Origin of the sequence: Corynebacterium sp. HMSC14B06 (genome assembly GCF_001807075.1) — a bacterium.
Classification (GTDB): Bacteria; Actinomycetota; Actinomycetes; order Mycobacteriales; family Mycobacteriaceae; genus Corynebacterium; species Corynebacterium jeikeium_D.
This window is the reverse complement of record NZ_KV787356.1, coordinates 116001-139016: the sequence shown is the minus strand read 5'-3', so window position 1 is coordinate 139016 and position 23016 is coordinate 116001. Positions and strand designations below refer to the sequence as shown.

Genomic DNA, 23016 nt, shown 5'->3' with positions numbered 1-23016 from the left:
TTTGCAACGACACGTCGTGGAGTTTAAGTGCAACGTGTAAAGGTTTTTCAAGCATCGCGCGATGGGGACGTGGACCCACGATTGCAGGGTCGACTGCGACGGAGTGACCATTGTCTGGCTCAGCCAAGCTATTGACTCTGCGATGCTGCGGATGTGCCATCAGACTCTTCGTGCTGAATGCGTGAGGCATGCAGTCGGGCGTGGGCGATGGCGTCAGGGGTGTTGTCGAAGACGTGATTCTCGTGTGCAAGCTGGTCGAATACGCCGAGTTCGCGCAACACCGGAAAATGTTCGGGCTTCGTGGCTGCGAGCAGGACTCTGGTACCGCGGCGTTCGAGGCGCCCGATTGTGTCGGCGAGCATCTGGGCGCCGGTGGCATCGATCGTCGTGACGTAGCGCATGCGGAGTACGACAACCTTGACCGACGAGGCATCAGCGAGCTCGAGGAGGAAATCGTGCGCTGCGCCAAAGAAGAGAGGGCCTTCCATACGGAAGGCGGCGATGTGCTCGTCGAGGAGCTCGCGTTCCTTGTCGCGGTGGTCTCCCTCGTCTAGTGGGGCGGCTTCCAACACCGCAGTGCGGGCGGTCTCGCGCAGTGCGAAGAAGCCCGCCATTACAAGGCCGATGAGTACGGCGACGACAAGGTCGAACACGACGGTGGCGGCAGCTGTGATGAGCAGGGTCGCCCCGTCGCCCTTGGTGGCGCGTATCACCGAGCGGAGGTTCCGCGGGTGGATCATCTGAATCGCAGTGGCGATGAGCACGCCGGCGAGCGCGGCGAGAGGAATCTCGCCCACCCACCGGGCCGCGACGAGCACGGCCACGAGCAGGAGCAGCGAATGGAACACCGCTGCCAGGCGTGTGCCTGCGCCTGCACGCACGTTGACGGCAGTTCGGGCAATCGCGGCGGTTGCGGGAATCCCGCCGAACAGGGGCGCGACGACGTTGGCCACGCCCTGCCCGAAGAGTTCGCGGTCGGGATCGTGCCGGTCGCCGACAGTCATTGCGTCGGCAACCGTCGCAGACAGCAACGATTCCAGCGCACCGAGAGCTGCGACGGCGACCGCTGCAAACAGCAAGGAATCCAGGTGCTCCCACGGAATCTCTGGCCAGCGCGGAGCAGGCAATGTCGACGGGATGTAGCCGATTGTCTTCAGGCCGCTGTCTGCCAGCATGTTGATGGCCGTTGCTGCAGCTACCAACACTAGCGCCGCGGGGAAGCCACTACGGACGCGCGCAGCAAGCACGATTCCAGCCGCTACTGCAAGGGTCATCACGGGCGCCTGCCATGCCGGAGTATCTAACCAAGCATTGATTGAGCCCCACGCCAACCCGAGGACTTTCTCGCCCTCCACGTCAACACCAAGTGCTGCAGGCAGCTGTTGTAAGCCGATGATTAACGCAATACCGGCGGTGAAACCTTCGACGACAGGTAGTGGCATGTACTTCATCGCGCGGCCAGCGCCGGTGAACGCCAGTACGAGCAGCATGAGCCCTGCCAGCACGCCGACGACGAGAACCCCATCGGCACCATGGTTGGCCACGATGGGGATTAACACGACGGTCATTGCGCCGGTCGGGCCGCTTACTTGGACGTTACTACCGCCGAAGATCGCGGCCAGGATACCCGCAACGATGGCCGTCGTAATTCCGGCCGCCGCGCCGACACCGGACGCAACGCCGAAGCCGAGCGCGAGAGGGAGTGCGACGAGGGCCACCATGAGGCCTGCCGAGAGGTCGCGCCCAATCGTCGCGCGGGACCAGTCCGAGCGGCGCGGTGCGAAACGCAGGGCACGAGATTGGAAGCCCACCGTAGAGGCGGCGGAGGAGGGGCGGGTCATGCTACTTTCTTGCTCCTTCAGGGCTCAATGACACTCAAAGGATACACAAGGTATCATCCTCCGACGGCCGCATTCCCGGTTCTGGCCGAGGCCTCATGTCGACGGAATAAAACTTCCTGACCTGGCGGGAGTTCGCTGGAGCGTTGTCGCGGTGCTTGGAGTGACGCGTGTGAGCCGGTGTCCGAAGAGCAGACAGCCCGGGAGAATCGGTACCAGTGCCATACAGTGCGCGACACCACTGCTCATAGGACGGGCCCGACGGCGGGCTGGGGGGGGGGGCGAGGACCGGCTACCGGATTCGGGCTTTCGCGGCGACGAGCAGCAGGGCGGCATGGTCGACTTCGCCGTTTTTGATCTCGCGATTGAGCTTGTGTAGCACCACGGGGCAGCGCAGGCAGCGGATGCCGGATTTGCAGCACTTCTTCTTCGGCGTCATCGCAGCCAGTTTAAAGGGGTCCTTGCCGGCGAGCTTTTTCGCGGCTTTGGCCTCGGCCTTCGAGTATTCGGGCAGGCGTAGCGAGGTCGTTGCCGCAGCCTTCTTCTTGGCTTTGGCGGCGTCCTTCTTCTTGCCCTTGTCGCCTTTCTTGCCCTTGGCCATGCGCGTTCCCTTCGTCGCGAATTTTCCTGAATTAGGTTAGCGTCACCTCATGCGATGTGGGGAGGCGTGGGTACCTGACGGGTGTATTCGGCGTGGTGTACGACGACCGACCAGGTTGTAGAGATTCTGCGATACGTGCTTAAGGCGTAAGGCCTGCAGAATTAAGAGCCAAGACAAAGGGCGACTTCGGAAGACAATTCCGAAGTCGCCCTTTGCTTAGTCAACACTGCGCGGACCAAACCGGACAGCAACAAGCCTGCTAGGAGATTGCGAAGCCAGATGCTGGTCCTGGCTTTTCGACGGGCTCGCCAGCCTCGTCGACCATCCAGTCAATTTCCAGCTCCAGCTCGCGCTCGATGCCAGCACGCTTTCGGGAATCGACGACTTCCATCGTGGTATTAAACGATGTCGGCATGGTCATCGTCACCGTGGACTCACCAGTGCCGAGAGTCATTTCCCCGGCGCGGATGCGAGCTGCCAGCGTCTCCAGCAAATCCGCGAGCTCATCGCGGCTGAAGCTTGCCTTGCTCTTCACCAGCTTTTGATTCTTCGGGGGTGTAATTTTTTTTAGGTTTCGGTGCCATGTCCTCACTTACCTTTCCAGCCGTGTAGGTATTTGTGCAGTGTGGAGAATCGGCCGTCACTCCACACTGTCTTTGAAGATGGTCTAGAAAGCTTTCAGGAAGCCTGTCTATCCCCATTATCCCAATAAAAAGTGGTTTTTACCGGGCTAAATAACAAGAGGCTAGAAATTTCTATAGGTAGGTTATAAATTGTGGAAAATCCCTACGCTATGCTCTGGGGTGCAAGGTCCTAAGTGTCTTAGGTTAGGAGCTCTAGTAACGGCGCCCTTGGGTAGCGCCTCAAACGTGTCGACCGACAGCAATAGGGGAGGAGTAAACGTCACATGGTGTCACCCGACAACATCCTGATGTACCTTCTGCCTGAGCAAGAGGCGCAGGTTAAAGAGATATTTGTGCAACTGGCAGAGCGTGGATTCCCGCAGCAGAATCAAAAGCCCCACATCACTGTCACCTTCGCACCGACCATGAGCCCGGAGGTAATCCAACGAGCAGCCGAAATTCTCCCACCGCTGATGCCTGCGGAATTCCGCAGGGTAGGAACGGTAGTTTTCGGCACAAAGAGTAAACAGACTGTCGCATGGTTATTAGAAACAAGCGATGAGCTGGAAGAAGCCGCTCGTGAGATCAGTCGTCTTAACCCTGAAGGTCGCGGCTCCCGCTGGATTCCGCACCTGACTATGGGGCTGCGAATCCCGCGGGATATGGTTCTCGGTTACGTCCAGGCTCTTGATGAACTAACAAGCCCGCACTTCAAAACTCTTAGTGCACCACGCGCTGCGTTCTGGAGTCCCAAAGTGCAGGAATTAACGGAGTTTTAGCGCGCCGCACGCCGCAACTTTTCAAAAGCAGCGCAGCCAAGCGGCCACTAAGCGGCGTCCATAATCTTCTTTGCCTGGGCATCGAAGACCTCCAAGGCGCGCTTCTTTGCCGCTTCCTTGGACTCTGGGGTCGCCTGTGCAAGTTCCATTGGTTGTGTCGCATTTTCCGCGCCGGTTGATGGAACGTCTGGAATCGGGGCAGCGGACACCATCACCATCACGCCATTGACAACGCCGACAATGTCGTAGCTGGTGGCATCAGTATTAGTGCCACCGGAGCTAATGTCCACAACTGTCGCGTGTGCAGTGAGCTCATCTGGCTTGACGGAAAGATCCGGCTCCCACTTTTCCCGGTGCATTTTCATGGTGGTTGTCATATCCATGTCATTGAGCATCTCCTGCGCCTCAGGAGGAAGTTCCTGGCCTTCCATGGATTCGTTTACGAGGTCGGAAGCATCCATCGAAGCGGTCACCTCAGAGCACTTGTTAAGAACATCTGTGTACTCCTGGTAGGTCTGAGGGTTCTTCAATACTGAGACAGCGATGGTGACCTTTTCTGCGTCCAAGTTAGCGAAAGAACTGACAGCTCGCTCCAATTCTTCCGTTGGCTTGATGAAAGTGGCACATTCGGCCGGCTCTATATCTAAAGAATCCTCCGAAAACATCTCCATTGCGTCCTTGTACCCATTAATCCTGTTGTTGGAGAAGTCCACACCTTGAACTTCATTAGTGAGCAGGAGCTGATCTTCGGCTGCAGCTGGAGCTGACCCGTCTGCCTTTGTCATCTTGCTGGTCGACTCTTTGCCTGCCTCGCCACCGGCATTGTTGCTTTCTTCTCCCGAGCCGCATGCGGTGAGCAGGGCGGCGCTTGTACAACCTGCGACGACGGTTGTCGCAATTTTCTTCCACATTCCAGAGCTGCGCTGCTTCATGATTCCTCATTCCATCGAGCTGAATTTCAACAACCTATGCAACCTGATCAGATGTCCTGAGCCGGAGCCAATCTTTTGTGAAAGAAAGAATACAAGAGCTCGCCTCAGCACGCTTCCCAATATCAAGAATTTCAGTCGCGTCTGCTTCACGACGCTCCGTCGGACCTCACCGCAGACTGTGCAACCTTTGCCACGGGGTACGTGGATACCAACGCAATAATCGCACCGAAGATGAAAACGGGCACGAAACCGAATTTCGGTGCCGCGAAAGAAATAACAAAAGGAGCGAAGAAACCAACATAGGTCAGCGAATAGTAGATAGCAGTGGCAGCACCCAGCTCAGCAGGCGGTGCGATAATTTGCACTTCGCGGAGGCCGGAGACCATCATTACGCCGTACGCAGCACCGAGGGCCAGAGCAGCGGGGAAAACGCTCCACACATTCTGGGTGAGTACGACGATGAGGCTGAGCAGCATTCCGACCGTCGTTAAGCCAAGACCGAAAATAGCTGGTGGGATAAAGCTGCTGGAACTGATGCGAGTGACCAGTGGTTGCACCAAAACGCCGGTGCCCATCGTGATACAGGCGATGAGCCCGGCGAAGGCGATGGGGTAGCGGGATTCGGCGATTGTTGGCAGGACGACGAAGGATGTGCACGCAGCACCGAAGACCCACGGTGCCCAAGCGGCGACTGCCCACAGGAACCTCGGGCTTAGAGTGGCAGAGGAGAAGAACCGTTGCGGAGAGTCGCTGTGCCCTGCCGCCGGTAATCCGCCGGAGGCGTTCCATGTTAGTGGTGCGATAAAAAGCAGCAGTGCGAGATGAACGAGGTAGGGGATGACATCAGGGCGCGGGGTGAATTCTGCGACCAACCCGGAAGCCAGGGGGCCGAGGGAGAATCCGGCGGAGAGTGCAACGGTTGCGCGCCGGGCAGAAATTTGAGGTGCGACGGGCGCAATTTCTTTGATCCACGAGGCACCGGCGGCCATTACCATGCCCATCGAAATGCCGATGATAAGACGTCCTACCAGAAGTGATGGGAAGTGGAACCAGATGCCGGTGAGTAGGACGGCTGAGCCAACGGCAGAGGTTATGAGTGCAGGCCGGATGATGGCGCGACGGCCGAGCCGGTCGGAAAGCGGGCCGCAGATGAGTAGTGCGGGGATGAGCCCTGCGACGTAGATGGCGAAGAGAAAGGTGACCTGGGACTGGTTGAGAGCATCGGTTATTCGATACGCGGGCAAGAGTGGTGCGAAGAGGTTGGCTCCAAACGCAACCGCGAACATGCCCAGGGCTACCCGAATCCAGTCTCGTATCACGGTTGCCTCCTGAGGGCTCTCATCTGTGGGGATAGAACAGTGTGGTAACAACAATAGGCCAGCTAACAAACGCTAGCTGGCCTATTGAGTCACTCGGGTCGTCTACCCAAGTTAGTCGCCCTAGTTATTGGCGGCGCCGAAGAACGCGGTAATCGGCGAGAAGAATCCCTTGGACTTCTTTGACTTCTTAGCTGCCTTTGTCCTGCCAAGAATGCGCTCAGAGATGCGGTCGGTGAGGACACCTACCAGCTTGCCGCTGCGGACGACGGGCAGCTCGCTGAGGGGCCCGTCAATAAGCTGGCGAGCCCTGATTGCAGCTGGATCCTCGGGCTTGACAAAGACCTTCACCGGGGCGCCGACGGTGTTCATGTAGGCATCGCGGTCGGCGTACTCACGGAGTTCCTTCAGCGTAATATCGCTGGTCAGGTAGCCTTCATCGTCGACGAGGAAGACACAGGTATCGTCATCGAGACCAGCAAATTCGGCTGCGTAGGTGCTCAGTGCCTCACCGACCGTGATGTCCTCCGGCAGCGCAACGTAAGAATCCGTCATGTGCATGCTTACGGTGTCAGGCAGGAGGCTGTACGGGCTGATTGAAGACTTCGGCTTGAAGAAGTTGGCGATGGTGTTCTGTGTCTGTGTCATTGTGGATCCTTTTCCAGGTATCCCAGCTCCTTTGCTAGGAGGGAATTACTGTTGATTGAAAAATTATGGCTCCCCGCCTAAAAGTGTTGGCAATGTAATGCCGTAACTAAAGGTGGCCACTTGAGATGGAACCTTGCTTCGAGAGGCTTTCGAAACTCTCGATGAAGTGCAGGGCAGCGGCCTATGTGGATATAGGAGCCTTACCTAACGAGGTTGTTCGCTACGCAAAGGTTAACACAAGGTTACGTACACAGTAAAGAGGAATGAACGAAAAGCTTCCTAAAGGTGGCGGAAGCTATAAGCTCATGAACTCTCGAATTGCTGGCCATTCGGCATCGGCTTGCGCCCGGCCGAGCTCGTAGTTGTGCAGCAGCTTCGACCGCCTCCGCTCCGCCTTTGTGATGCTCATGTTATTGGCGTAGAAAACATATGCTTGGCCTTTTCGTTCAAGCTCAGCAGCCCAATCGAGAGAAGCGTTGTAGCGCTCGTGTCTAGTGATAAGCAGCTCAGCCACCACCGGGTTACTGCGGAAAATCTGGCGCAGTAGCTGTGGGCGCTTAGGGGCGGTGCGACGGAATCCTTTCGGGCGAGTCAGGACGATGAGGAACTTCTTGAAACCATCTGCTTCGGCGGCATTAATGGGAATGCCACCTGATGATCCCAGTGCACCGTCGACGAACGGAACGCCATCAATATAGGGCATACGCATGACACCCGGAATCGTCGAACTGGCGCGAGTGTACTTCATCAGCGTAGGTAGATCTGGGATATCGTCCGGCCCCCAGTTGATGGTCTCGCCCGTATCCGCTCGGACAGCAGAAATCCGGTAGGGAGTTGGATTGTTCTTAAAAGTCTCGTAATCCAGGGGCATGGCGCCGTCGGGAAGTCCCGCGTCTTCGTAGATGTACTCGGCATCGAAGTAGCCGCGCCCGCGCAACATTGGGCGCCAGCCACTGCTGTTCGGCTGTGCGATGAAGTCAGTGAAGCTAATTATAGAGCGCTGGATATCCCGGGAAAGGTAATTGACCACGTGAGAGGCGCCGGCGCTTACGCCACCGACCCAGCCGACATCGATGCTCTCGCGAAGTAGCCGCTCGACGAAAGGTGCCGTGTAACTATTGCGAGTCCCTCCGCCCTCGAAGACTAATGCCACATCGCTGACCTGCATTTACATCCCTCCGGTTGTTCTCGCGCTGCTGCCTTTCGGGCGTTACGATCGTTCAAGACTACCCGAACGTCACCATATTGGATTTCGGTTAGCGTAGTTTACGGCGCATCCTGGAGGATGACTGGCAGCAGCCCCTCGCCCATATCTGGGTTCGGCAGTACGCCCTCCGGGTCGTAGAACAAGATCTCCTTGCCGTCATGGCTCAGACGTCGCATCGCTTCCAGAATCAACGTGCGTCCCACCGGGTTGACAATGCCAACGCGGCTGACGTCGAAGACAACTTCGCTTTCCGACGGTGTGGAAGTCGCCAACCTGTTGAGAATGATCTCGGCCGCAGTGAAGTTGACTGGGCCCTGAATCTCGATGATCGAGCGGCCATTGCTGACGCGCGTACCGCGCAGCGCACGCGAACCAATCGCATCGGCATCCATGAGATGAAGACCCAAATCTTCGGAGAGCTTCCGGAAGATGGCAATGCTGCGGACGCTGTTGCCGTGGTCGTTCAATCGCGGCGAAAAGGCTGCAAGACCCGCCTGTCCAGGCAGCGCTCCCAGCAAGCCGCCGGCGACACCGCTCTTGGCGGGAATCCCGACCTCGGTAAACCATTCACCGGCCTCGTCATACATGCCGGCAATAGCCATCACGGACAAGACTCTGCGAACAACCGAGCGGCCGAGCACAGTCTGATTGGTGACCGGGTTAACGCCACCGTTGGCCAACACTGCGGTCATCATGGCGACATCGCGAGTGTTGACCAGCACGGAGCACTGTGCGGTGTAGCCGCGGACAGCATCGTGGGGCGTGGTTTCGATGAAACCGTAAGCTGCCAGCATATGTGCGATGGACATGTTTCGATGGGCAGTGTCCATTTCGCATTCATAGGCATCGTAGTCAACGCGGAGCTTACGGCCAGCCAAAGTTGAGAGAAGCTCCACCATGTGCTTGGTGCGAGTCTTCCAGTTGGCACCTGGCTGGCATACGAACTGGTTGATGGTCAGTGCACCGACATTAATCATCGGATTCTTTGGTCGGTGCGTGCCCTGCTCCAGCGACAGCTCGTTGAAAGCCTCACCGGAAGGTTCGGTGCCCACAATGCTGTCGATTTTGTCTGTGCCGTGCTCGGTGATGGCTGCGGCATAAGCGAAGGGCTTGGACATCGACTGAATGGTGAATTCAGTATCGGTGTCGCCCGTGGCGTAGGTGCGACCTGACACGGTGGTCATAGCAAGTGCCAGGCGGTCGGGATTAGCTTGGGCAAGGGTGGGAATATAGTCCGCTACCTCGCCAGACTCATCGGGGCGGACGGATTCGACGATTTCGGACAAGTAATCTTTGATCGGCGTTTTCATCAGATTCTGCTAAGCATCTTTCCTGGGCTGAAAAATCCCGGTTGAGTCAATGGAGTCCCGTTCGAACCTACACCAGGCGAGGTCAGCCACTGATGCTCACCTCTGTGCACTCTCACCGTGCGCGCCGGAAAAATCGGCATATCCTGGGGTGTGTGAAATTCCTCAACGATCAGTCCGCGCCCTACGAGTTGACCTACAGCGATGTCTTCATGGTGCCGTCAAAGTCATCCGTCGGCTCTCGCATGGGTGTCGATTTGGCCACCGATGATGGCACCGGCACAACCATTCCGATTGTCGTCTCCAATATGACGGCCATCTCCGGTCGCCGGATGGCCGAAACCACCGCTCGCCGAGGCGGAATTGCCATCCTGCCGCAGGACGTCCCAGCTGACATTGCCGCTGAGACCATCCGCAAGGTCAAGTCCGCTGGGCTGGTTTTCGACACTCCGATCGTCGTCAAGCCTCACCACACCGCGGGGTATGCGCGCCATCTTCTGCCGAAGCGCGCGCACGGTGCGGCAGTGGTGGTGGAAGACAACAAACCGGTTGGGCTGATTACCGGCCGTGATCTGGCGGGCGTTGACAACTTTGCGCAGGTGGGGACGCTCATGTCCACTTCGCTATTTACGCTTCCGGCCGATATTGAGCCCCGTGACGCTTTTGACCAGCTCACTGCTTCCGGGCGCAAACTCGCTCCAGTGGTGGACGCCGATGGCGCGCTGGTGGGTATTCTCACGCGTAAGGGCGCGCTGCGTGCGACGCTTTACAAGCCCGCTGTCGACGCTGAGGGCAAGCTGCGCGTCGGTGCGGCGCTTGGCATCAACGGTGATGTTGAAGGGCGCGCGAAGACACTGCTCGACGCAGGTGCCGACGTGCTCGTTGTCGATACCGCCCACGGTCATCAGGAATCGATGCTCCGTGCTTTACGACGAGTCCGCGCGCTCAACCCACCTGTGCCAATTGCCGCTGGCAATGTCGTGACCGCCAATGGTGTTCGCGACCTAGCGGAGGCGGGAGCCGACATTATTAAGGTCGGCGTCGGTCCGGGTGCGATGTGCACAACCCGAATGCAGACCGGAGTTGGGCGTCCACAGTTTTCTGCCGTGCTCGAATGCGCTGCAGCTGCCCGTGAATGCGGCGTGCATGTCTGGGCTGATGGTGGAGTGAAGGATCCTCGCGATGTTGCGCTTGCGTTGGCTGCGGGTGCGTCCAACGTGATGATTGGCTCGTGGTTTGCCGGTACTTTCGAGTCCCCAGGGGATGTCCAAAAGGACGTCGACGGGCGCATGTTCAAGGAGTCCTTTGGCATGGCTTCACACCGTGCGGTGGAGAGCCGAAATGCACAGGTAGAGGCCTTTGAGAAGGCCCGGCGCGAGATGTTCGAAGAGGGCATCTCGACTGCGAAAATCTACCTGGAGCCAGGCCGCGAAGGCGTGGAGGACCAGATCGATCGCATTATCTCGGGCGTACGTTCTTCGTTCACATACGCGGGTTCGGCCACCATCGAGCAGTTCGCTGAGCGGGCAGTGGTGGGAATTCAATCCGCTGCGGGCTTTGCGGAAGGAATGCCGAGGGCGACGCGGTAGCCGTCGTCAAGCCTCTCGGGGCTAAGCCGACTAGCGGTGCTGCGGGCCAATTGGTAGGTATGTAAAGACGTTGTTAGGACGTGTTTAGTACCACGTGCAAGATTGGGGAGGGGCTGGCGATTATGGGTCGGCAGGTAAGAGAAAACAGTGCTGTAACGGAGTCTGGATTGGTAGCAGGAAACGGTGCTAGAGCAGGAAGCGGGAACGCATTTTTCGCCCGCGCCCGCGTTACTGATTCCGATTTGTGCCCGTGTGGTGGGGGACTCTACGGGCAGTGCTGTGGCCCGCTGCACCGCGGTGAGCGGGAGGCGGTGACCGCAGCTGAGCTGATGGCAGCGAGGTACAGCGCTTACGCTGCCCACGAGGCGGATTACATCTGGCGGACGTGGCATCCGCGCTACCGCCCGGAAGTTATCAATGTCGATGACGGTGTGGAATGGGAAGGACTCACCATCATCAACGCTGTCGATGGCGGCGAGGATGACCGCGAAGGCATCGTGGAATTTGAAGCGGCTTTTCATGACCATGACGGTGTCGGTACGATGCACGAGCGTTCCCGTTTTGTTCGGCGTGCGCGACGTTGGGTCTACGTCGACGGCGAGGTCACGTACTCCTAAGCATCAGACTTGTTGTGCTTGCCGTGGCCGAATGGCAGCACGGCGACAATCGCCACAATGATTGCACCCCAGATGGTGCCGAAAATCAGTGAGCCGGTGGTATTGGCCAACCAGCCGAGGAAGCCGCCGGTAAACAGCTGCTCAAGGTTGTGGACCAGCTGGTAGGGGAGATGCCAGCCCAGCTCGTCGAGGCCGACCACCATGATGTGGCCACCGACCCACAACATGGCAAACGTGCCGATAATGCCGATCGTGTTCAGAACGATTGGCATGGCTTTGACCAGTGCCGTACCAAACTTGCTGATACCGGCTGACTTCTTGGACTGCAGGTGCAGGCCAATGTCATCAATCTTGACCAAGAGGCCCACCACGCCGTAGACCGCAAGCGTGATGATGAGTGCGACCACAATAAGAATCAGCGCGCGATTGAGCAGCGGCTGATTAGCGACCTCATTGAGAGAAATCACCATGATTTCCGCAGAGAGAATCAAGTCTGTGAAAATTGCAGACTTCACCAGCGAATCTTCATTCTGTGGTGTGCGGTTGGTCGCCGCCTCTATCCGCTCCTGCTCAGTCTGATCGGGAGAGATTCGGTGCTTAATCTTCTCCCAGACCTTTTCCATGCCCTCAAAGCACAGGTAGGAGCCACCGAGCATCAAAATCGGCGTCAGCGCCCAGGGCAGAAACTGACTTAGCAGCAATGCAATCGGCAGAATAATGACAATTTTATTGACCAAGGAGCCCTTGGCGATACGCCAAATAATCGGCAGCTCGCGTTTCGGCGAGACACCCTCGACGAATTTAGGTGTCACCGCAGCGTCGTCAACCACAACACCGGCGGCTTTAGCGCTAGCTTTGCCGGCCGCAGCCGCAATATCGTCTGTTGTTGCCGCTGCAGCACGTGCAATCGTGGCAACGTCGTCAAGCAGCGCGACAAGTCCGCCTGCCATAAAAACCTCCCGTATTGGAGGACGCGACCAGGAGCCGTCGTCGTACCAAAGACTTACCGGAGCAATTTTAACCGCTTTCCCGGATTGACTCTGTGTTGTCGGTAGGGCGTCGATGTCCGGTCGATAGTTCACGTGCTCCTCTGAACGTGGGCACGTGGCAAGATATAGGCCATGAACGCTTCCTTCTCCGAAATCTACCGACAGGTCAATGCGGACAACTCGGACAACGCTGGCACCGAGGCAGACACCAGCAATGACGCCCACTCCGAGGAACAGCAGCGCCCGGCGCGTCCCCGCATGGCACTGGTAGTCGTCGACGCTCAGAATGATTTTTCCGCGGGTGGCGCACTTGCCGTCGACGGTGCTGAGGCAGCGTACACCGCTACATATCTGCATGTTGCGGGCACAGCTAACAAGTACTCGGTTCTTGCGACCACCCGTGACAATCACATCGACCCAGGCACGCACTTCTCTGAAACCCCGGATTTCGTCGATACCTGGCCGAAACACTGTGTTGCAGGTACCCCTGGCGCAGAGATTCACCCCGGCATGCAGCGCGCCATCGCGTTTTTTGAGCAGCTCAACCCCGCTGCTGTGCGTATCGATGTCACAAAAGGGGAGTACGCCGCCGCCTACTCCGGTTTCGAGGGAACAACGGAGGCTGGCGTTTCGCTTGCCGACGCTCTCCGCGCCTCTGACATCGAAGAAATCGATGTGGTGGGAGTTGCGACTGACCACTGCGTCCGCGCCACAGTGCTCGATGGCCTCAAGGAGGGCTTTTCCGTTCGTGTTCTGAGCAATCAGGTCGCGGCGGTGGACCCGGAGCGCGGCAAGGCTGCACTAGCGGAATTGGCCGCGGCGGGCGCGACAGTGGTGTAGTGCTGCGACGCTGACCGTCAAACAATCCGCCTAGCCGCTTAGCTAGGCGCCTCGGCAGCCGCCTAGTTAAAAGTCACCATATCCAGGTCGACCTCGCGGAGGTGGCGGTGGTTGGACGCTGTTTCCACATAACGCCCTGCATGGGCGATGAAGCCCTCTGCTTCCTCGGCGGAGAGTTCACGACGCACCTTGGCGGGAACGCCTGCAGCCAGCGACCTGGGGTCGATAATCTGATCTTCCAACACCACGGCACCTGCAGCAATGAGGCTGCCAGCGCCGATACGGGAACGCGAAAGCAGGGTGGACTTCATGCCGATGAGGCAACCATTTTCAACCGTGGTGCCGTGGACCAAGGCCATGTGTCCGACGGTGACATCATCGCCGAGAATTGTGGGCACACCTCGGTCGACATGGACTGTGGAGTTGTCCTGAATATTGGTGCGCTGGCCGATGCGGATCGGTGCGACGTCTCCTCGGAGAACAGAACCGTAGAACACGGAGCTATCCGCACCGATTTCGACATCACCGATAATGACCGAGCCGGGCGCAATCCAGGCGCTGGAATGAATGCGTGGGGTCTTATCTTGGTAGGTGAGAATGAGCGGAGTGTTCATCATACAAACCAATATAACTGTCACCTGAGGTCAGCGTAAGAAAAATTCTCAGCGAAACTCTATTCGTCGAAGGGTGCAATTCTGCTTGGACGCGCCTACAGTGGGCGACATGATTCTTATCGTTGTGAATTACCAAGTTAAGCCGGAATTTGCCGACGAATGGATGGACCACGTCGCTGAGTTCACCGCTGCCACCCGCGCAGAGGCTGGCAACAAGTGGTTTGAATGGTCCCGCAGCGTAGAAGACCCCAACCAGTACATCCTCGTCGAGGCATTCGATGATGACGCTGGTGAAGCCCACGTCAATTCCGAGCACTTCGCCAAGGGCCTGGAGGCGATGAAGCCGCTGCTCGCTGAGACCCCGAAGATTGTCTCGCAGGTACTGCCAGATAAGCAGGACTGGGATCGCATGGGCGAGCTGCAGGTCGACTAATGTCCTCAGACACCATTCGCGATAGCGCAGCCGCTTCCAGCAGTGACACCTATTCTCTGATTGGGCGTGGCCTGCGTATTGGCTCCGCTGTGCTGGCCTCTGCTCTCGTCGTTGGTCTCAGTGCTTGTGGGGATAGCGATGAGGCAGCCCTGGAGGGTAGCCAAAATCAGTCAAGCCAGGAGCAGAGTGCTGTTGCCTCCACTGCCGCCATTCGGGATAACTTGGCTCAGCTGGCGGCAGATACTGCGGCGCTGAAGAAAGCATCGCAGACACTAATTGCAAAGGAATCGGTCTCGGAAGAGACTCGAAAGATTGCGCAGCAGGCGGAGCCAATCTTTGCTGAAGAGGAAGCGCAGCTAGTCAAGACTCTCGGCGTCGATGTTGATCCGTCGGAGACCAAGCTCGACACCGCCACCATGACTCGCCTCGAGAACGAGGAGGGGCCACACGCAGATATGGCTTATCTGACGTTGATGGAAGGCAGCCTGGATAAGATGCTCGGACAGTGGGAAGAGCTGGAAAAGCATGGCGGAAACGACCTGCAAGAGTTGGCACGCTCTTCTCAGCAGCAGCTGGAAGATATTCAGCAGGCGCTGGAAAAACGTATGCAGTACTAGCCGCTGCCCAAAGCTCGTGGGGGGGGGAAATTCAAGTAAAAAGTCCTGCAAAGCGTGCCCGGGGAACCGGGGAAGTGAGTAGCGTGTAAATAAAGCCAGTGCGCTGTGATCGTCGTCAAGCGAATGCGCACTCGGATGAAGCACAATGCTGGCTAATAACCCAGAGTAGAAGGTAGGAAAACACGCCAATGGCAAATAGTATCTCGCGAGTAGGTATCGTCGGCGCCGGTCAGATGGGCTCCGGAATTATTGAGGTCTGTGCGAAGGCCGGTAGCGATGTCAAGGTCTGGGAGGCCAAGGAGGAGTTCCTTGAGTCCGGTCGCGCCCGTATTGAAAAGTCACTGGATAAGGCCGTTTCCCGTGGCAAGCTAGAGCAGTCTGCACGTGATGAGATTCTGGGACGTATTAGCTTCACCACCAAGCTGGAGGACTTCGCTGACCGTGAGCTGGTCATCGAGGCCATCGTGGAGAACCCGGAAGTAAAGGCCAGCGTCTTCTCGCAGCTCGATGAGATTGTTGAGTCGGACGATGCCATCCTGGCTTCCAACACCTCCTCGCTGCCGATTCAGTCCATTGCCGCAGCCACCAAGCGTCCGGAGCGCGTCATGGGTCTGCACTTCTTCAACCCGGTGCCCGTTCTGCCTCTGGTAGAGCATGTCGTTACTCTGACGACCGGTGATGTTCAGTCGGAGCGTGCGTACGAGTACGCTTCCGAGGCGCTGGGCAAGACCGTCATTCGCGCTAAGGATCGCTCGGGCTTCATTGTTAACGCCCTGCTGGTTCCGTACATCCTCGGCGCTATCCGCATGCTGCAGGACGGCATTGCTACCGCAGAAGACATCGATGCCGGAATGGTCAATGGCTGTGCGCACCCGATGGGTCCGCTGACTCTGGCCGACATGGTTGGTCTGGACACCATCAAGTTCATTGCCGATGCCATGTTCGATGAGTACAAGGAGCCGACTTACGCGGCACCTCCGCTGCTCAAGCGCATGGTTGAGGCGGGTCACTTCGGCCGCAAGTCCGGCCGTGGCTTCTACGACTACTCCAAGTAGTCCACGCTTTTAGCCCCGTTTGGGGCGAGTATTGAATTCTTACCGGTTGACGGGCTTTTATCCCGCCAACCGGTTTCTTTTATGCATTTATCAGTGAAAATCCGGAGTCTGAGGGGGAAAGTTCCCACGATTGGCCCTAGCATTTTGAAAACTTGTTTCTTTTCAACGCGCCGAAACCTCACAGTGCGCTTAACATAAGTGAAGATTTTGTCAGACCTTGGCTTATAGAGCACTTCACAACTGGTGCCTCCCACGCAGCAATCTGGAAAGGAATGCTTCAGTGTCTTCTTTGAAGCCGCACAAGCGCACTGCAACACGTACTCGCGTCGGCGCTGCTACCGCAGCAATGGCAGTTGTAATGGGGCTTACACCGGCAACGGCCGTGGCAGCTCCGGTCAACCCGTTGGCCGAGCTCGGCAACCGCCTGGACTCTGTTTCTGATCTTCCAGCTAATGTGGCCGCTCCAGAGGGAATCAAGCTCCCCGGCGGTGGCTTCGAGGTCCCGGATTCCATCTCGCTGCCGTCATCTTCCGGTGAAAACACCGACCCGAATGCGCCGAAGCCAACCTCGTATCGCCCGGACCAGATTGCACGCGCGTACCCGTCGGATGCCGCCACCGATAACTGGTTCTACTTCTACGTTGTGCATCCTTTCGTGGAGCTGGAGAAGAACCACCCAGAGGTTATGGACCAGAACCTCGAAACGGTCGTCCGCATTAACAACGCTGCCAAGAATGACCCGCAGGCACAGGAACTCGCTCTTGATGACGACTACCTGGACCCACTGGCCAATATTTCCACTGCTTTCGGTGCAAACCTGGGCCAGCACTTCCGTGATGCCTACGACGAGGATCGCCTGCCGAAGGTAAAGGCCCTGCTGTCCGGCAACCTTGCTCGCGGCGGCGGTCTGGTCAGCTCGACCTTCTTCGAGAAGTACGTCTACGGCTACGATCGCCCATTTGTGGTGGCGCCGGAGCGCATCGAGCGCTACTACCGCGAAGGTCAGGACGACCCGTACTCGACCACCCCGTCCTACCCGTCGGGCCACACCAACAAGGCTGCATGGACTTCAACCATGCTGGCTATGATGCTGCCGGAGGTTGCACCGCAGATTCAGGCGCGTGCGTCCGAGGCTGGTCATTCTCGCCTTGTCATGGGCGTCCACTACCCGCTGGACGTCATGGGCGGCCGCATGATGGGCAACCAGGCCGCAGCTGATCGTTGGGCAGACCCAGAGTTCCGCCCACTCATCGAAGAAGCCATGGATGAGCTGCGTACGGAGCTCGAGTACCGCTGTAGCGACACCATCGCCAACTGCGTTGCCAAGGACACTCCGTACATGAGCACCGCAGCTGCCGTTCAGCAGTACACCGAACGCATGACCTACGACTTCAAGCAGGTTGGCCCGGCTAACGAGCCAGTTGTTGTTCCGAAGCGTTACGCAGGTTTGCTGGAGACCCGCTTCCCGCAGCTGACTGAGGAACAGCGCAGCTCCGTCCTCGCTCAGACCGCAATCCCATCCGGCTACCCGCTCGATCGCACTGACGGTGAGGGCCAGCACGTTCGCATGAACCTGGCTCGCGCTCTGGCCTCCAACGTTGTTGTCAACGCCGACGGCAGCGTCACTGTCACCAACTAAAACGTCAACTACAAGCGCAGGGCCGCGTCAAGACGGTCCAGGGCCTCACCGAGGATTTCCGGGGAGGTCGCAAAGTTAAGCCGCACATGCCCAACCCCGCCTTCGCCGAATGCGAAGCCGGGGTTGAGTGCTATTTTGGCGTTTTCAACCAGCCACGCAGCTGGGTCCTCACTGTCAACACCAGGCACGTCACCCAAGTCCAACCACGCCAAAAATGATGCTTGCGGTGGGGTAAAGCGAGCCTGTGGCGCAATAGTGGACAAACGTGTTCGCAGAGTCTCACGGTTGGTGCGCAGGACATCGACAAAATTGTCCAGCCAGGGCACGCCATCGCGGTAGGCGGCGGTGGTCGCGGCGACACCAAGAATAGAAGCGCCTTCGCGAACAATGAAGGGCAGCTCCAGCCAGGTTTTGGCATCTTCGTCGTTAAAGATGATTTGCGCACACTTGAGGCCGGCGGTATTCCAGCCCTTCGAGGTAGCAGTCACCGTGATAGTCACGGCCGCCGCGGTATCCGACACCGACGCGGTTGGAGTGTGAGTGCCATCTAGAACAACTGGGCCGTGAATCTCGTCTGAGATAACGCGCGCACCAAAGCGAGCGGCTAAATCGGTAATCTCACGCAGTTTTTCGGGGGAGTAGGTAAAGCCGAGAGGATTATTCGGGTTACACAAGATTAGGCAACCGGCACCGTCGGCGAAGGCGCGTTCGAGGGCGCCGAGATCCGGGCCGTCGGCAAGCGTGGGAATGCACACTGTCTCGCGTCCCAGCGCGGGACCTACCTGGAAAAACGGCATGTAGGCGGGAGTGGGGACGACAATTGCGGAATCGGGGCGGGTGAAGCGTTCAACCGCGAGTGTGACACCGCGGACGACGTCAGCGACGGCAAAGATATTGTCGGGGTTCGGGCGCCATCCGTAGCGTTGTGCAGAAAAGTCTGCGGTTGCGGTCGTAAGCGCGGTGATGTCCTGCGAGAGGTATCCGAATTGTTCGCGCTGACACGCCTCGTCGATTGCGGCACTGACGGCAGGGCAGGTTGTGGCATCGGATTCGGCGACCCACAGTGGCAGCACGTCCGGTGAATATGCGGTCCATTTGACTGTCCTGCGGGAGCGGAGTTCATCGAGGGAGGGGAAAGTGACAGCGTTATTTACACTCATAGTTTCCGTGTATACAGAAAAAGCGGGAAGTCCGAAGACCTCTGCTTTAACCAGTAGCTACGGCCGCATCAGAAGCAGCCGCGGCAATGGCCAGCGCTAGGCCAGCCCCAGTGCCTCCTGAGCAGCTGGCAGGGCAGCTTCGCGATCAGCCTTGACCAGCCCCAGACGTGTGCGGCGATCGAGAATATCGTCGACGCTGAGAGCTCCCTCGTGCGTCACATGCCAGGCGAACTCGGCGCGGGTGACATCGAGACCCTCCGCTACCGGGTCGAGCGGTCGGTCGAGCGGACAGGATTCGATGACCTCGAAGGATTCGGCACCGTAGCGGTTAAACAGCGGCATCGGGATACGGCCGGCAGCGGCAGCGGTGCGAGCGCGGTCGAGCTCCTCTGGCTCGGAGCCCAGCACAGGGATGGTGCGGGTGGAGCACGGAGCAAGCGAAACACCGAGCTTTTCCGCAACCCTGTCCACGGTTTGCTCAGCCATAAGACGGTACTCGGTGAGCTTGCCACCAGTAATGGAAATCAGGCCGTTCGGGGCCTCCAACAAGGCGTGCTCGCGGGAGAGGTCAGCGGTGTGTGCCTCGCCGGCGTCGATGAGCGGACGCAGGCCGGCGAAAGCACCGATGACATCGTCACGAGTGAGCGGAACCTCGAGGGCCTGGTTGATGACATCGAGCAGAAAAACGATGTCATCCTCCGGTACTTCCGGCTCGTCCGGAATCGGGCCCGGTGCATCCTCGTCGGTCAGGCCAATGTAGACGCGGTTGTGCTCTGCGGGCAGGACAAAACAGAAACGGTTGGTGTGACCAGGAACCGGTACCGTCAGAGAGCCGGTAGGGTTGCCTAGCTTCGCGGCGTCAAGAACCAGGTGCGTGCCGCGAGATGGGCGAATCTTGATGTTCGTCGCTAGGTCTGCGGCCCACACACCAGTGGCATTGACCACAGCGTGAGCCGGCAGCTCGAAGGAATCGCCAGTGAGCTCGTCGATTAGCGTGGCGCTAGTGCCAGAGGCATTCTCGCAGCGCACCCGGGTCAGAATAGTTGCACCGTAGCTGGCGGCAGTTCGAGCGATAGCGGTGACCAAGCGTGCGTCGTCACGCAGCTGACCGTCGTAGTTGACGTAGCCGAATTTCACGTCGCGCTTACGGACGGTCGGCGAAAGCTGGCTGACTCGGCGGGAACTGACAGTCCGGGACAACGGCAGGGTAGTGGCGGAGGTACCAGCGATAATGCGCAGAAAGTCACCGGCCAAAAAGCCTAAACGCGGCAAAACCCGGGTCAACGGTGCAAAGTTATCCATCACCGGTACAACCTGTGGCAGGTTATGCACCAGGTGCGGAGCGGTGACGTCGAGCAGCGCACCACGTTCAATAGCTGAGCGGCGAGCGATACCGACATTGCCACTGGCAAGGTAGCGCAAGCCCCCGTGGGCGAGCTTCGATGACCAACGAGAGGTGCCGAAAGCTAGGTCCTTCGATTCGACGAGAACGGTTTTCAAACCCCTCGACGCTGCATCTAAAGCGATGCCGACACCAGTGATACCGGCACCGATGACCAGCAGATCTGGGATGTCGCCCTTAGCGGTTTCTTCGCGTAGACGATTCAAGTCCGCTTGCCGACGAGCCTTGTTCAAAACCGCAGCTGAGCGATCGCGCTGAGGAGCGTGCGTGGCAGTCATAGTCTTTCTTCCTCGACTTTCCCGAAGACGGTGATAGTGATGAAACTATCTGGCGTAAGTGATGAAGTTGTGGAGTGCGTAGTGAGTGTGAACTATTTCGGGCGTACCCCATTGCAAGGCGCTTAGAAATAGACTAAGTTGTTCATTATCAACGACCGGCACGGATATTGATTCAAGAGATCTTTCTTAGTTGCGAATCATTTCCCGGGATTACAAGGAAGGAGACACCTCGATGGCTATGCACCCAGCGTCCAACCGCTCTGAGTCCATGAACCGAGCTTTCGCTGCTATTGCACCATCGCTGCAAATGTGTTGCTGCTGTCTCCAGTCCGTGCCACCCCAGACAGGTCGTAACTAGAAAAGCACGCTTAGGTATTTAAAACGCCACGCTGTTTGCGGTCGCACGGACGAAATCGCACCGATTGAGCCGACCATCCCACTATCCGGGCATCTTCGCTTGGAATCCCAGGAAGAAGCGACAGCGACAATGACCGCAGCACTTGAATCTTTTACCCTTGACGATTACGTTTCACTGTTTATTTATGACGGCCCAACGTCACCGGCAATCTACGCCAGCGAACTGGTCAGTCTAGCTCGCTAGCCGAAGCCGGCGGCAACAGGGTTAAATCATGTTGCCGTCGTAACGCTCTTCCAAGGAGTGCGGACCGGTAGCCAACTTGCCCGGGTTGAGGATGCCAGCAGGGTCGAGTTCGTCCTTAATTGCACGCATGACCTTGGCGAACAACTCGGTGTTCTCCTCGTAGTACTGCGGGCTGTGATCCTGGCCAATGCCATGGTGGTGCGTGATGGTGCCGCCAAAGTTCATCATGGCCTCCGACGCCGCGGTCTTGATGTCCATCCACTGCTGGAGGATCTCGCCCTCGGTCTCGCGGAAGAAGTACGTGAAGTACAGCGAGCAGCCGGATTCGTACATGTGCGAGATGTGGCAGAAGACGTACACCGGGGTGCCGTGCTTCTCGCCAGCGGCTTCCATTGCGGAGGCGATTTCGCGGCGCAGTGTAGCGGCGTTATCCCAGGTGGTGGCGGTTTCCAGGGTGTCGACGCCGACGCGGCGAGTCATCATGACATCGCGCAGGTACGGCGAGGAGAAGCGGTGGTTAACCCAAGCCATGCCCGGGATGGAGCCCATGCGGACGCACTTCTTGGCCAGCAGGCGAGCGGCCAGGCGCTCACGGGTGACGCGGGCGCCGACCGGATCCGTCTGCGCAAAGCCAAAAATCACCATGCACGGGGTGTCGATGCCACGCAGCTTCAGGTACTTTGTGACCTTCTCGGACATGCTGGCGGAGCCCAGCTGAGTGAGGCCGAACAGCGTCTCCTTCTCGTCGGAGATGCGTGCTAGGTGCGGGATATTGCCGCTCTGCTCCAGTTTGCGCAGCTCCTCGGCGGCTTCCTCAAAGGAGTTGAAGAAGTAGGTGTCGAAGAGCATCTCCTTTTGTGGACGCTGATTCAGGGCAATCGTCACATGCGTGATGATGCCCAGGGTGCCCTCCGAACCCAGGAAAAGCTCACGCGGGTTCGGGCCGGATGCCGACGACGGCATGTCGCGGAATTCCATGGTGCCGGCTGGCGTGACGACGCGCATGCCAATCACGTTGCGGTCGATACGACCGTAACCAGAGGATTCTTGGCCTGCCGAGCGGCAGGAAACCCAACCGCCGACAGTGGAGTACTCGAAGGACTGCGGGAAGTGACCAGCGGTGAAGCCGGCCTTGGACAGCTCCTTTTCCAGGTCGGGGCCGAAAACGCCGGTCTGGGCGGTGACAGTGCCAGCGACTTTGTCGATGTCGATGATCTTGTTAAAGGCGGTCATGGACACTGCGATGGCCTTACCCATGCCTCCGTCAACAGCCTCCACGCCGCCGACGACCGAGGTGCCACCACCGAAGGGGACGACTGCAATCTTGCGCTCAGCGCATACCTTGAACAGGTCTTCGATGTGCTTTTCAGTTTTCGGTAGCACTACAGCATCTGGGGCGACATCGAGCTTGGCTGCGCGAAGGCGAACCAGGTCGGGGTAGGACCGGCCGACCGCGTGCTTGACTCGGGTGTCGTGGTCGGTGGCGACGGCATCCGCGCCGACAACAGCGCCCAGGGCTTCGATATCCTCGGCGCTGAGGCGACTATCGGGAATGGTGACGTCGGCGATGTTTCGCGGCGGGTTGTTTGCGTCCAACGACATACCGATTTCGCGCTGCAGCAGCTTCTCGCTGGCCGTGGTGATTGGCTTGTCGTTGCCGTCAACACCCCAGCCCCACCAGCGCATGCGGTACGGAATCGTGAGCTTGTTAGACATCCTGAGCTTCTCCTTGGGCATCGGTGCTGCGAGTCTGAACTGCGGAATTATATGTAACTTGCGCGGAAGCACATCTTTACATCTTTTATTATAGCGGTATTACGTTACGTTTTCTCAAAAAATGTCAATCAATCTTGGTAAGCTTTAGTTAGATGCATTAACGCACTCCCATAAAGGCCAGTATTGACCGGTCAAAAGCCCACGTAAAAGTAGGT

At 58.2% G+C, this 23016-nt stretch carries 21 protein-coding genes; 8 read left to right on the top strand and 13 right to left on the bottom strand.

Going from position 1 to position 23016, the window contains the following annotated elements; all coding sequences use genetic code 11:
- Positions 1 to 128: 128 nt before the first annotated feature.
- From HMPREF3130_RS01520 to HMPREF3130_RS01510, 3 genes are all read right to left on the bottom strand, one after another.
- Positions 129 to 1841 carry a SulP family inorganic anion transporter gene (locus HMPREF3130_RS01520; protein ID WP_049189369.1) on the bottom strand — a complete coding sequence of 571 codons (1713 nt, stop codon included), beginning with the start codon at positions 1839 to 1841 and terminating at the stop codon, positions 129 to 131.
- A 289-nt stretch (positions 1842 to 2130) separates the two neighbouring features.
- Positions 2131 to 2439 (bottom strand): hypothetical protein, encoded by a 309-nt coding sequence (locus HMPREF3130_RS01515; protein WP_005510705.1) that lies wholly within the window; start codon positions 2437 to 2439, stop codon positions 2131 to 2133.
- Positions 2440 to 2698: 259 nt separating this feature from the next.
- On the bottom strand, positions 2699 to 2974 hold the full coding sequence (locus tag HMPREF3130_RS01510; protein WP_049170663.1) for an amphi-Trp domain-containing protein: 276 nt from the start codon (positions 2972 to 2974) through the stop codon (positions 2699 to 2701).
- Between the two features lie 372 nt (positions 2975 to 3346).
- Between HMPREF3130_RS01510 and HMPREF3130_RS01505 the strand changes: the two genes are divergently transcribed.
- Entirely contained in the window at positions 3347 to 3841 is a 495-nt protein-coding gene (locus HMPREF3130_RS01505; protein ID WP_070429177.1) for a 2'-5' RNA ligase family protein, read from the top strand.
- Positions 3842 to 3888: 47 nt separating this feature from the next.
- On the opposite strand, the gene HMPREF3130_RS01500 is transcribed toward HMPREF3130_RS01505, so the two are convergent.
- The 5 genes from HMPREF3130_RS01500 to HMPREF3130_RS01480 form a co-directional block, all read right to left on the bottom strand.
- Positions 3889 to 4773, bottom strand: a complete 885-nt coding sequence (locus HMPREF3130_RS01500) for a hypothetical protein (protein WP_070429176.1) — start codon at positions 4771 to 4773, stop codon at positions 3889 to 3891.
- Positions 4774 to 4919: 146 nt separating this feature from the next.
- Positions 4920 to 6059: an MFS transporter gene (locus tag HMPREF3130_RS01495; RefSeq protein WP_246815086.1), complete on the bottom strand. Its 1140-nt coding sequence runs from the start codon at positions 6057 to 6059 to the stop codon at positions 4920 to 4922.
- 153 nt (positions 6060 to 6212) lie between these two features.
- Positions 6213 to 6737, bottom strand: a complete 525-nt coding sequence (locus HMPREF3130_RS01490; RefSeq protein ID WP_005510587.1) for a CBS domain-containing protein — start codon at positions 6735 to 6737, stop codon at positions 6213 to 6215.
- 295 nt (positions 6738 to 7032) lie between these two features.
- Positions 7033 to 7905, bottom strand: coding sequence for a patatin-like phospholipase family protein (locus HMPREF3130_RS01485; protein WP_070429174.1), 873 nt, complete (start codon positions 7903 to 7905; stop codon positions 7033 to 7035).
- A gap of 98 nt (positions 7906 to 8003) precedes the next feature.
- Positions 8004 to 9254, bottom strand: coding sequence for a glutaminase (locus HMPREF3130_RS01480; protein WP_049189376.1), 1251 nt, complete (start codon positions 9252 to 9254; stop codon positions 8004 to 8006).
- Between the two features lie 152 nt (positions 9255 to 9406).
- Here HMPREF3130_RS01480 and HMPREF3130_RS01475 point away from each other — a divergent pair, with 152 nt between their 5' ends.
- On the top strand, positions 9407 to 10840 hold the full coding sequence (locus HMPREF3130_RS01475; protein WP_049189377.1) for a GuaB1 family IMP dehydrogenase-related protein: 1434 nt from the start codon (positions 9407 to 9409) through the stop codon (positions 10838 to 10840).
- A gap of 80 nt (positions 10841 to 10920) precedes the next feature.
- Complete coding sequence (locus HMPREF3130_RS01470) at positions 10921 to 11457, top strand: YchJ family protein (protein ID WP_172954619.1); 537 nt, start codon at positions 10921 to 10923, stop codon at positions 11455 to 11457.
- On the opposite strand, the gene HMPREF3130_RS01465 is transcribed toward HMPREF3130_RS01470, so the two are convergent.
- Positions 11454 to 12407 (bottom strand): DUF808 domain-containing protein, encoded by a 954-nt coding sequence (locus tag HMPREF3130_RS01465; protein ID WP_070429173.1) that lies wholly within the window; start codon positions 12405 to 12407, stop codon positions 11454 to 11456. The two genes, HMPREF3130_RS01470 and HMPREF3130_RS01465, sit on opposite strands and share 4 nt — an antisense overlap.
- Before the next feature lie 171 nt (positions 12408 to 12578).
- Between HMPREF3130_RS01465 and HMPREF3130_RS01460 the strand changes: the two genes are divergently transcribed.
- A complete protein-coding gene (locus tag HMPREF3130_RS01460) occupies positions 12579 to 13286 on the top strand; it encodes an isochorismatase family protein (RefSeq protein WP_016423140.1) in 708 nt (235 codons plus the stop codon).
- Positions 13287 to 13348: 62 nt separating this feature from the next.
- Here HMPREF3130_RS01460 and HMPREF3130_RS01455 read toward each other — a convergent pair whose 3' ends face one another.
- A complete protein-coding gene (locus tag HMPREF3130_RS01455; protein ID WP_070429172.1) occupies positions 13349 to 13903 on the bottom strand; it encodes a gamma carbonic anhydrase family protein in 555 nt (184 codons plus the stop codon).
- 106 nt (positions 13904 to 14009) lie between these two features.
- Between HMPREF3130_RS01455 and HMPREF3130_RS01450 the strand changes: the two genes are divergently transcribed.
- The 4 genes from HMPREF3130_RS01450 to HMPREF3130_RS01435 all read left to right on the top strand — a co-directional run bounded on the left by HMPREF3130_RS01450 (position 14010) and on the right by HMPREF3130_RS01435 (position 17644).
- Positions 14010 to 14333, top strand: a complete 324-nt coding sequence (locus tag HMPREF3130_RS01450) for a putative quinol monooxygenase (protein ID WP_070429192.1) — start codon at positions 14010 to 14012, stop codon at positions 14331 to 14333.
- Positions 14333 to 14950, top strand: a complete 618-nt coding sequence (locus HMPREF3130_RS01445) for a hypothetical protein (protein ID WP_048732750.1) — start codon at positions 14333 to 14335, stop codon at positions 14948 to 14950. Before HMPREF3130_RS01450 ends, HMPREF3130_RS01445 begins: the two co-directional genes overlap by 1 nt.
- 188 nt (positions 14951 to 15138) lie before the next feature.
- The gene (locus tag HMPREF3130_RS01440) at positions 15139 to 16005 is read left to right on the top strand and encodes a 3-hydroxybutyryl-CoA dehydrogenase (protein WP_005510660.1); all 867 of its coding nucleotides are present in this window, start codon (positions 15139 to 15141) and stop codon (positions 16003 to 16005) included.
- Between the two features lie 280 nt (positions 16006 to 16285).
- A complete protein-coding gene (locus tag HMPREF3130_RS01435; RefSeq protein WP_016423136.1) occupies positions 16286 to 17644 on the top strand; it encodes an acid phosphatase in 1359 nt (452 codons plus the stop codon).
- An 8-nt stretch (positions 17645 to 17652) separates the two neighbouring features.
- Here the strand turns inward: HMPREF3130_RS01435 and HMPREF3130_RS01430 are convergent, their stop codons facing one another.
- From HMPREF3130_RS01430 to HMPREF3130_RS01420, 3 genes are all read right to left on the bottom strand, one after another.
- Positions 17653 to 18804, bottom strand: coding sequence for a MalY/PatB family protein (locus HMPREF3130_RS01430; protein WP_016423135.1), 1152 nt, complete (start codon positions 18802 to 18804; stop codon positions 17653 to 17655).
- 96 nt (positions 18805 to 18900) lie between these two features.
- Positions 18901 to 20484 (bottom strand): glycerol-3-phosphate dehydrogenase/oxidase, encoded by a 1584-nt coding sequence (locus HMPREF3130_RS01425; RefSeq protein WP_070429171.1) that lies wholly within the window; start codon positions 20482 to 20484, stop codon positions 18901 to 18903.
- Between the two features lie 622 nt (positions 20485 to 21106).
- Positions 21107 to 22801, bottom strand: a complete 1695-nt coding sequence (locus tag HMPREF3130_RS01420) for an FAD-binding oxidoreductase (RefSeq protein WP_083229226.1) — start codon at positions 22799 to 22801, stop codon at positions 21107 to 21109.
- Between the last annotated feature and the right edge of the window lie 215 nt (positions 22802 to 23016).

Coding starts and splice junctions, on each gene's coding strand:
- HMPREF3130_RS01520 (WP_049189369.1), bottom strand. CDS start 1,841: ATGACCCGCCCCTCCTCCGCCGCCTCTACGGTGGGCTTCCAATCTCGT.
- HMPREF3130_RS01515 (WP_005510705.1), bottom strand. CDS start 2,439: ATGGCCAAGGGCAAGAAAGGCGACAAGGGCAAGAAGAAGGACGCCGCC.
- HMPREF3130_RS01505 (WP_070429177.1), top strand. CDS start 3,347: ATGGTGTCACCCGACAACATCCTGATGTACCTTCTGCCTGAGCAAGAG.
- HMPREF3130_RS01500 (WP_070429176.1), bottom strand. CDS start 4,773: ATGAAGCAGCGCAGCTCTGGAATGTGGAAGAAAATTGCGACAACCGTC.
- HMPREF3130_RS01495 (WP_246815086.1), bottom strand. CDS start 6,059: ATGTTCGCGGTTGCGTTTGGAGCCAACCTCTTCGCACCACTCTTGCCC.
- HMPREF3130_RS01490 (WP_005510587.1), bottom strand. CDS start 6,737: ATGACACAGACACAGAACACCATCGCCAACTTCTTCAAGCCGAAGTCT.
- HMPREF3130_RS01485 (WP_070429174.1), bottom strand. CDS start 7,905: ATGCAGGTCAGCGATGTGGCATTAGTCTTCGAGGGCGGAGGGACTCGC.
- HMPREF3130_RS01480 (WP_049189376.1), bottom strand. CDS start 9,254: ATGAAAACGCCGATCAAAGATTACTTGTCCGAAATCGTCGAATCCGTC.
- HMPREF3130_RS01465 (WP_070429173.1), bottom strand. CDS start 12,407: ATGGCAGGCGGACTTGTCGCGCTGCTTGACGACGTTGCCACGATTGCA.
- HMPREF3130_RS01460 (WP_016423140.1), top strand. CDS start 12,579: ATGAACGCTTCCTTCTCCGAAATCTACCGACAGGTCAATGCGGACAAC.
- HMPREF3130_RS01455 (WP_070429172.1), bottom strand. CDS start 13,903: ATGATGAACACTCCGCTCATTCTCACCTACCAAGATAAGACCCCACGC.
- HMPREF3130_RS01450 (WP_070429192.1), top strand. CDS start 14,010: ATGATTCTTATCGTTGTGAATTACCAAGTTAAGCCGGAATTTGCCGAC.
- HMPREF3130_RS01445 (WP_048732750.1), top strand. CDS start 14,333: ATGTCCTCAGACACCATTCGCGATAGCGCAGCCGCTTCCAGCAGTGAC.
- HMPREF3130_RS01440 (WP_005510660.1), top strand. CDS start 15,139: ATGGCAAATAGTATCTCGCGAGTAGGTATCGTCGGCGCCGGTCAGATG.
- HMPREF3130_RS01430 (WP_016423135.1), bottom strand. CDS start 18,804: ATGAGTGTAAATAACGCTGTCACTTTCCCCTCCCTCGATGAACTCCGC.
- HMPREF3130_RS01425 (WP_070429171.1), bottom strand. CDS start 20,484: ATGACTGCCACGCACGCTCCTCAGCGCGATCGCTCAGCTGCGGTTTTG.
- HMPREF3130_RS01420 (WP_083229226.1), bottom strand. CDS start 22,801: ATGTCTAACAAGCTCACGATTCCGTACCGCATGCGCTGGTGGGGCTGG.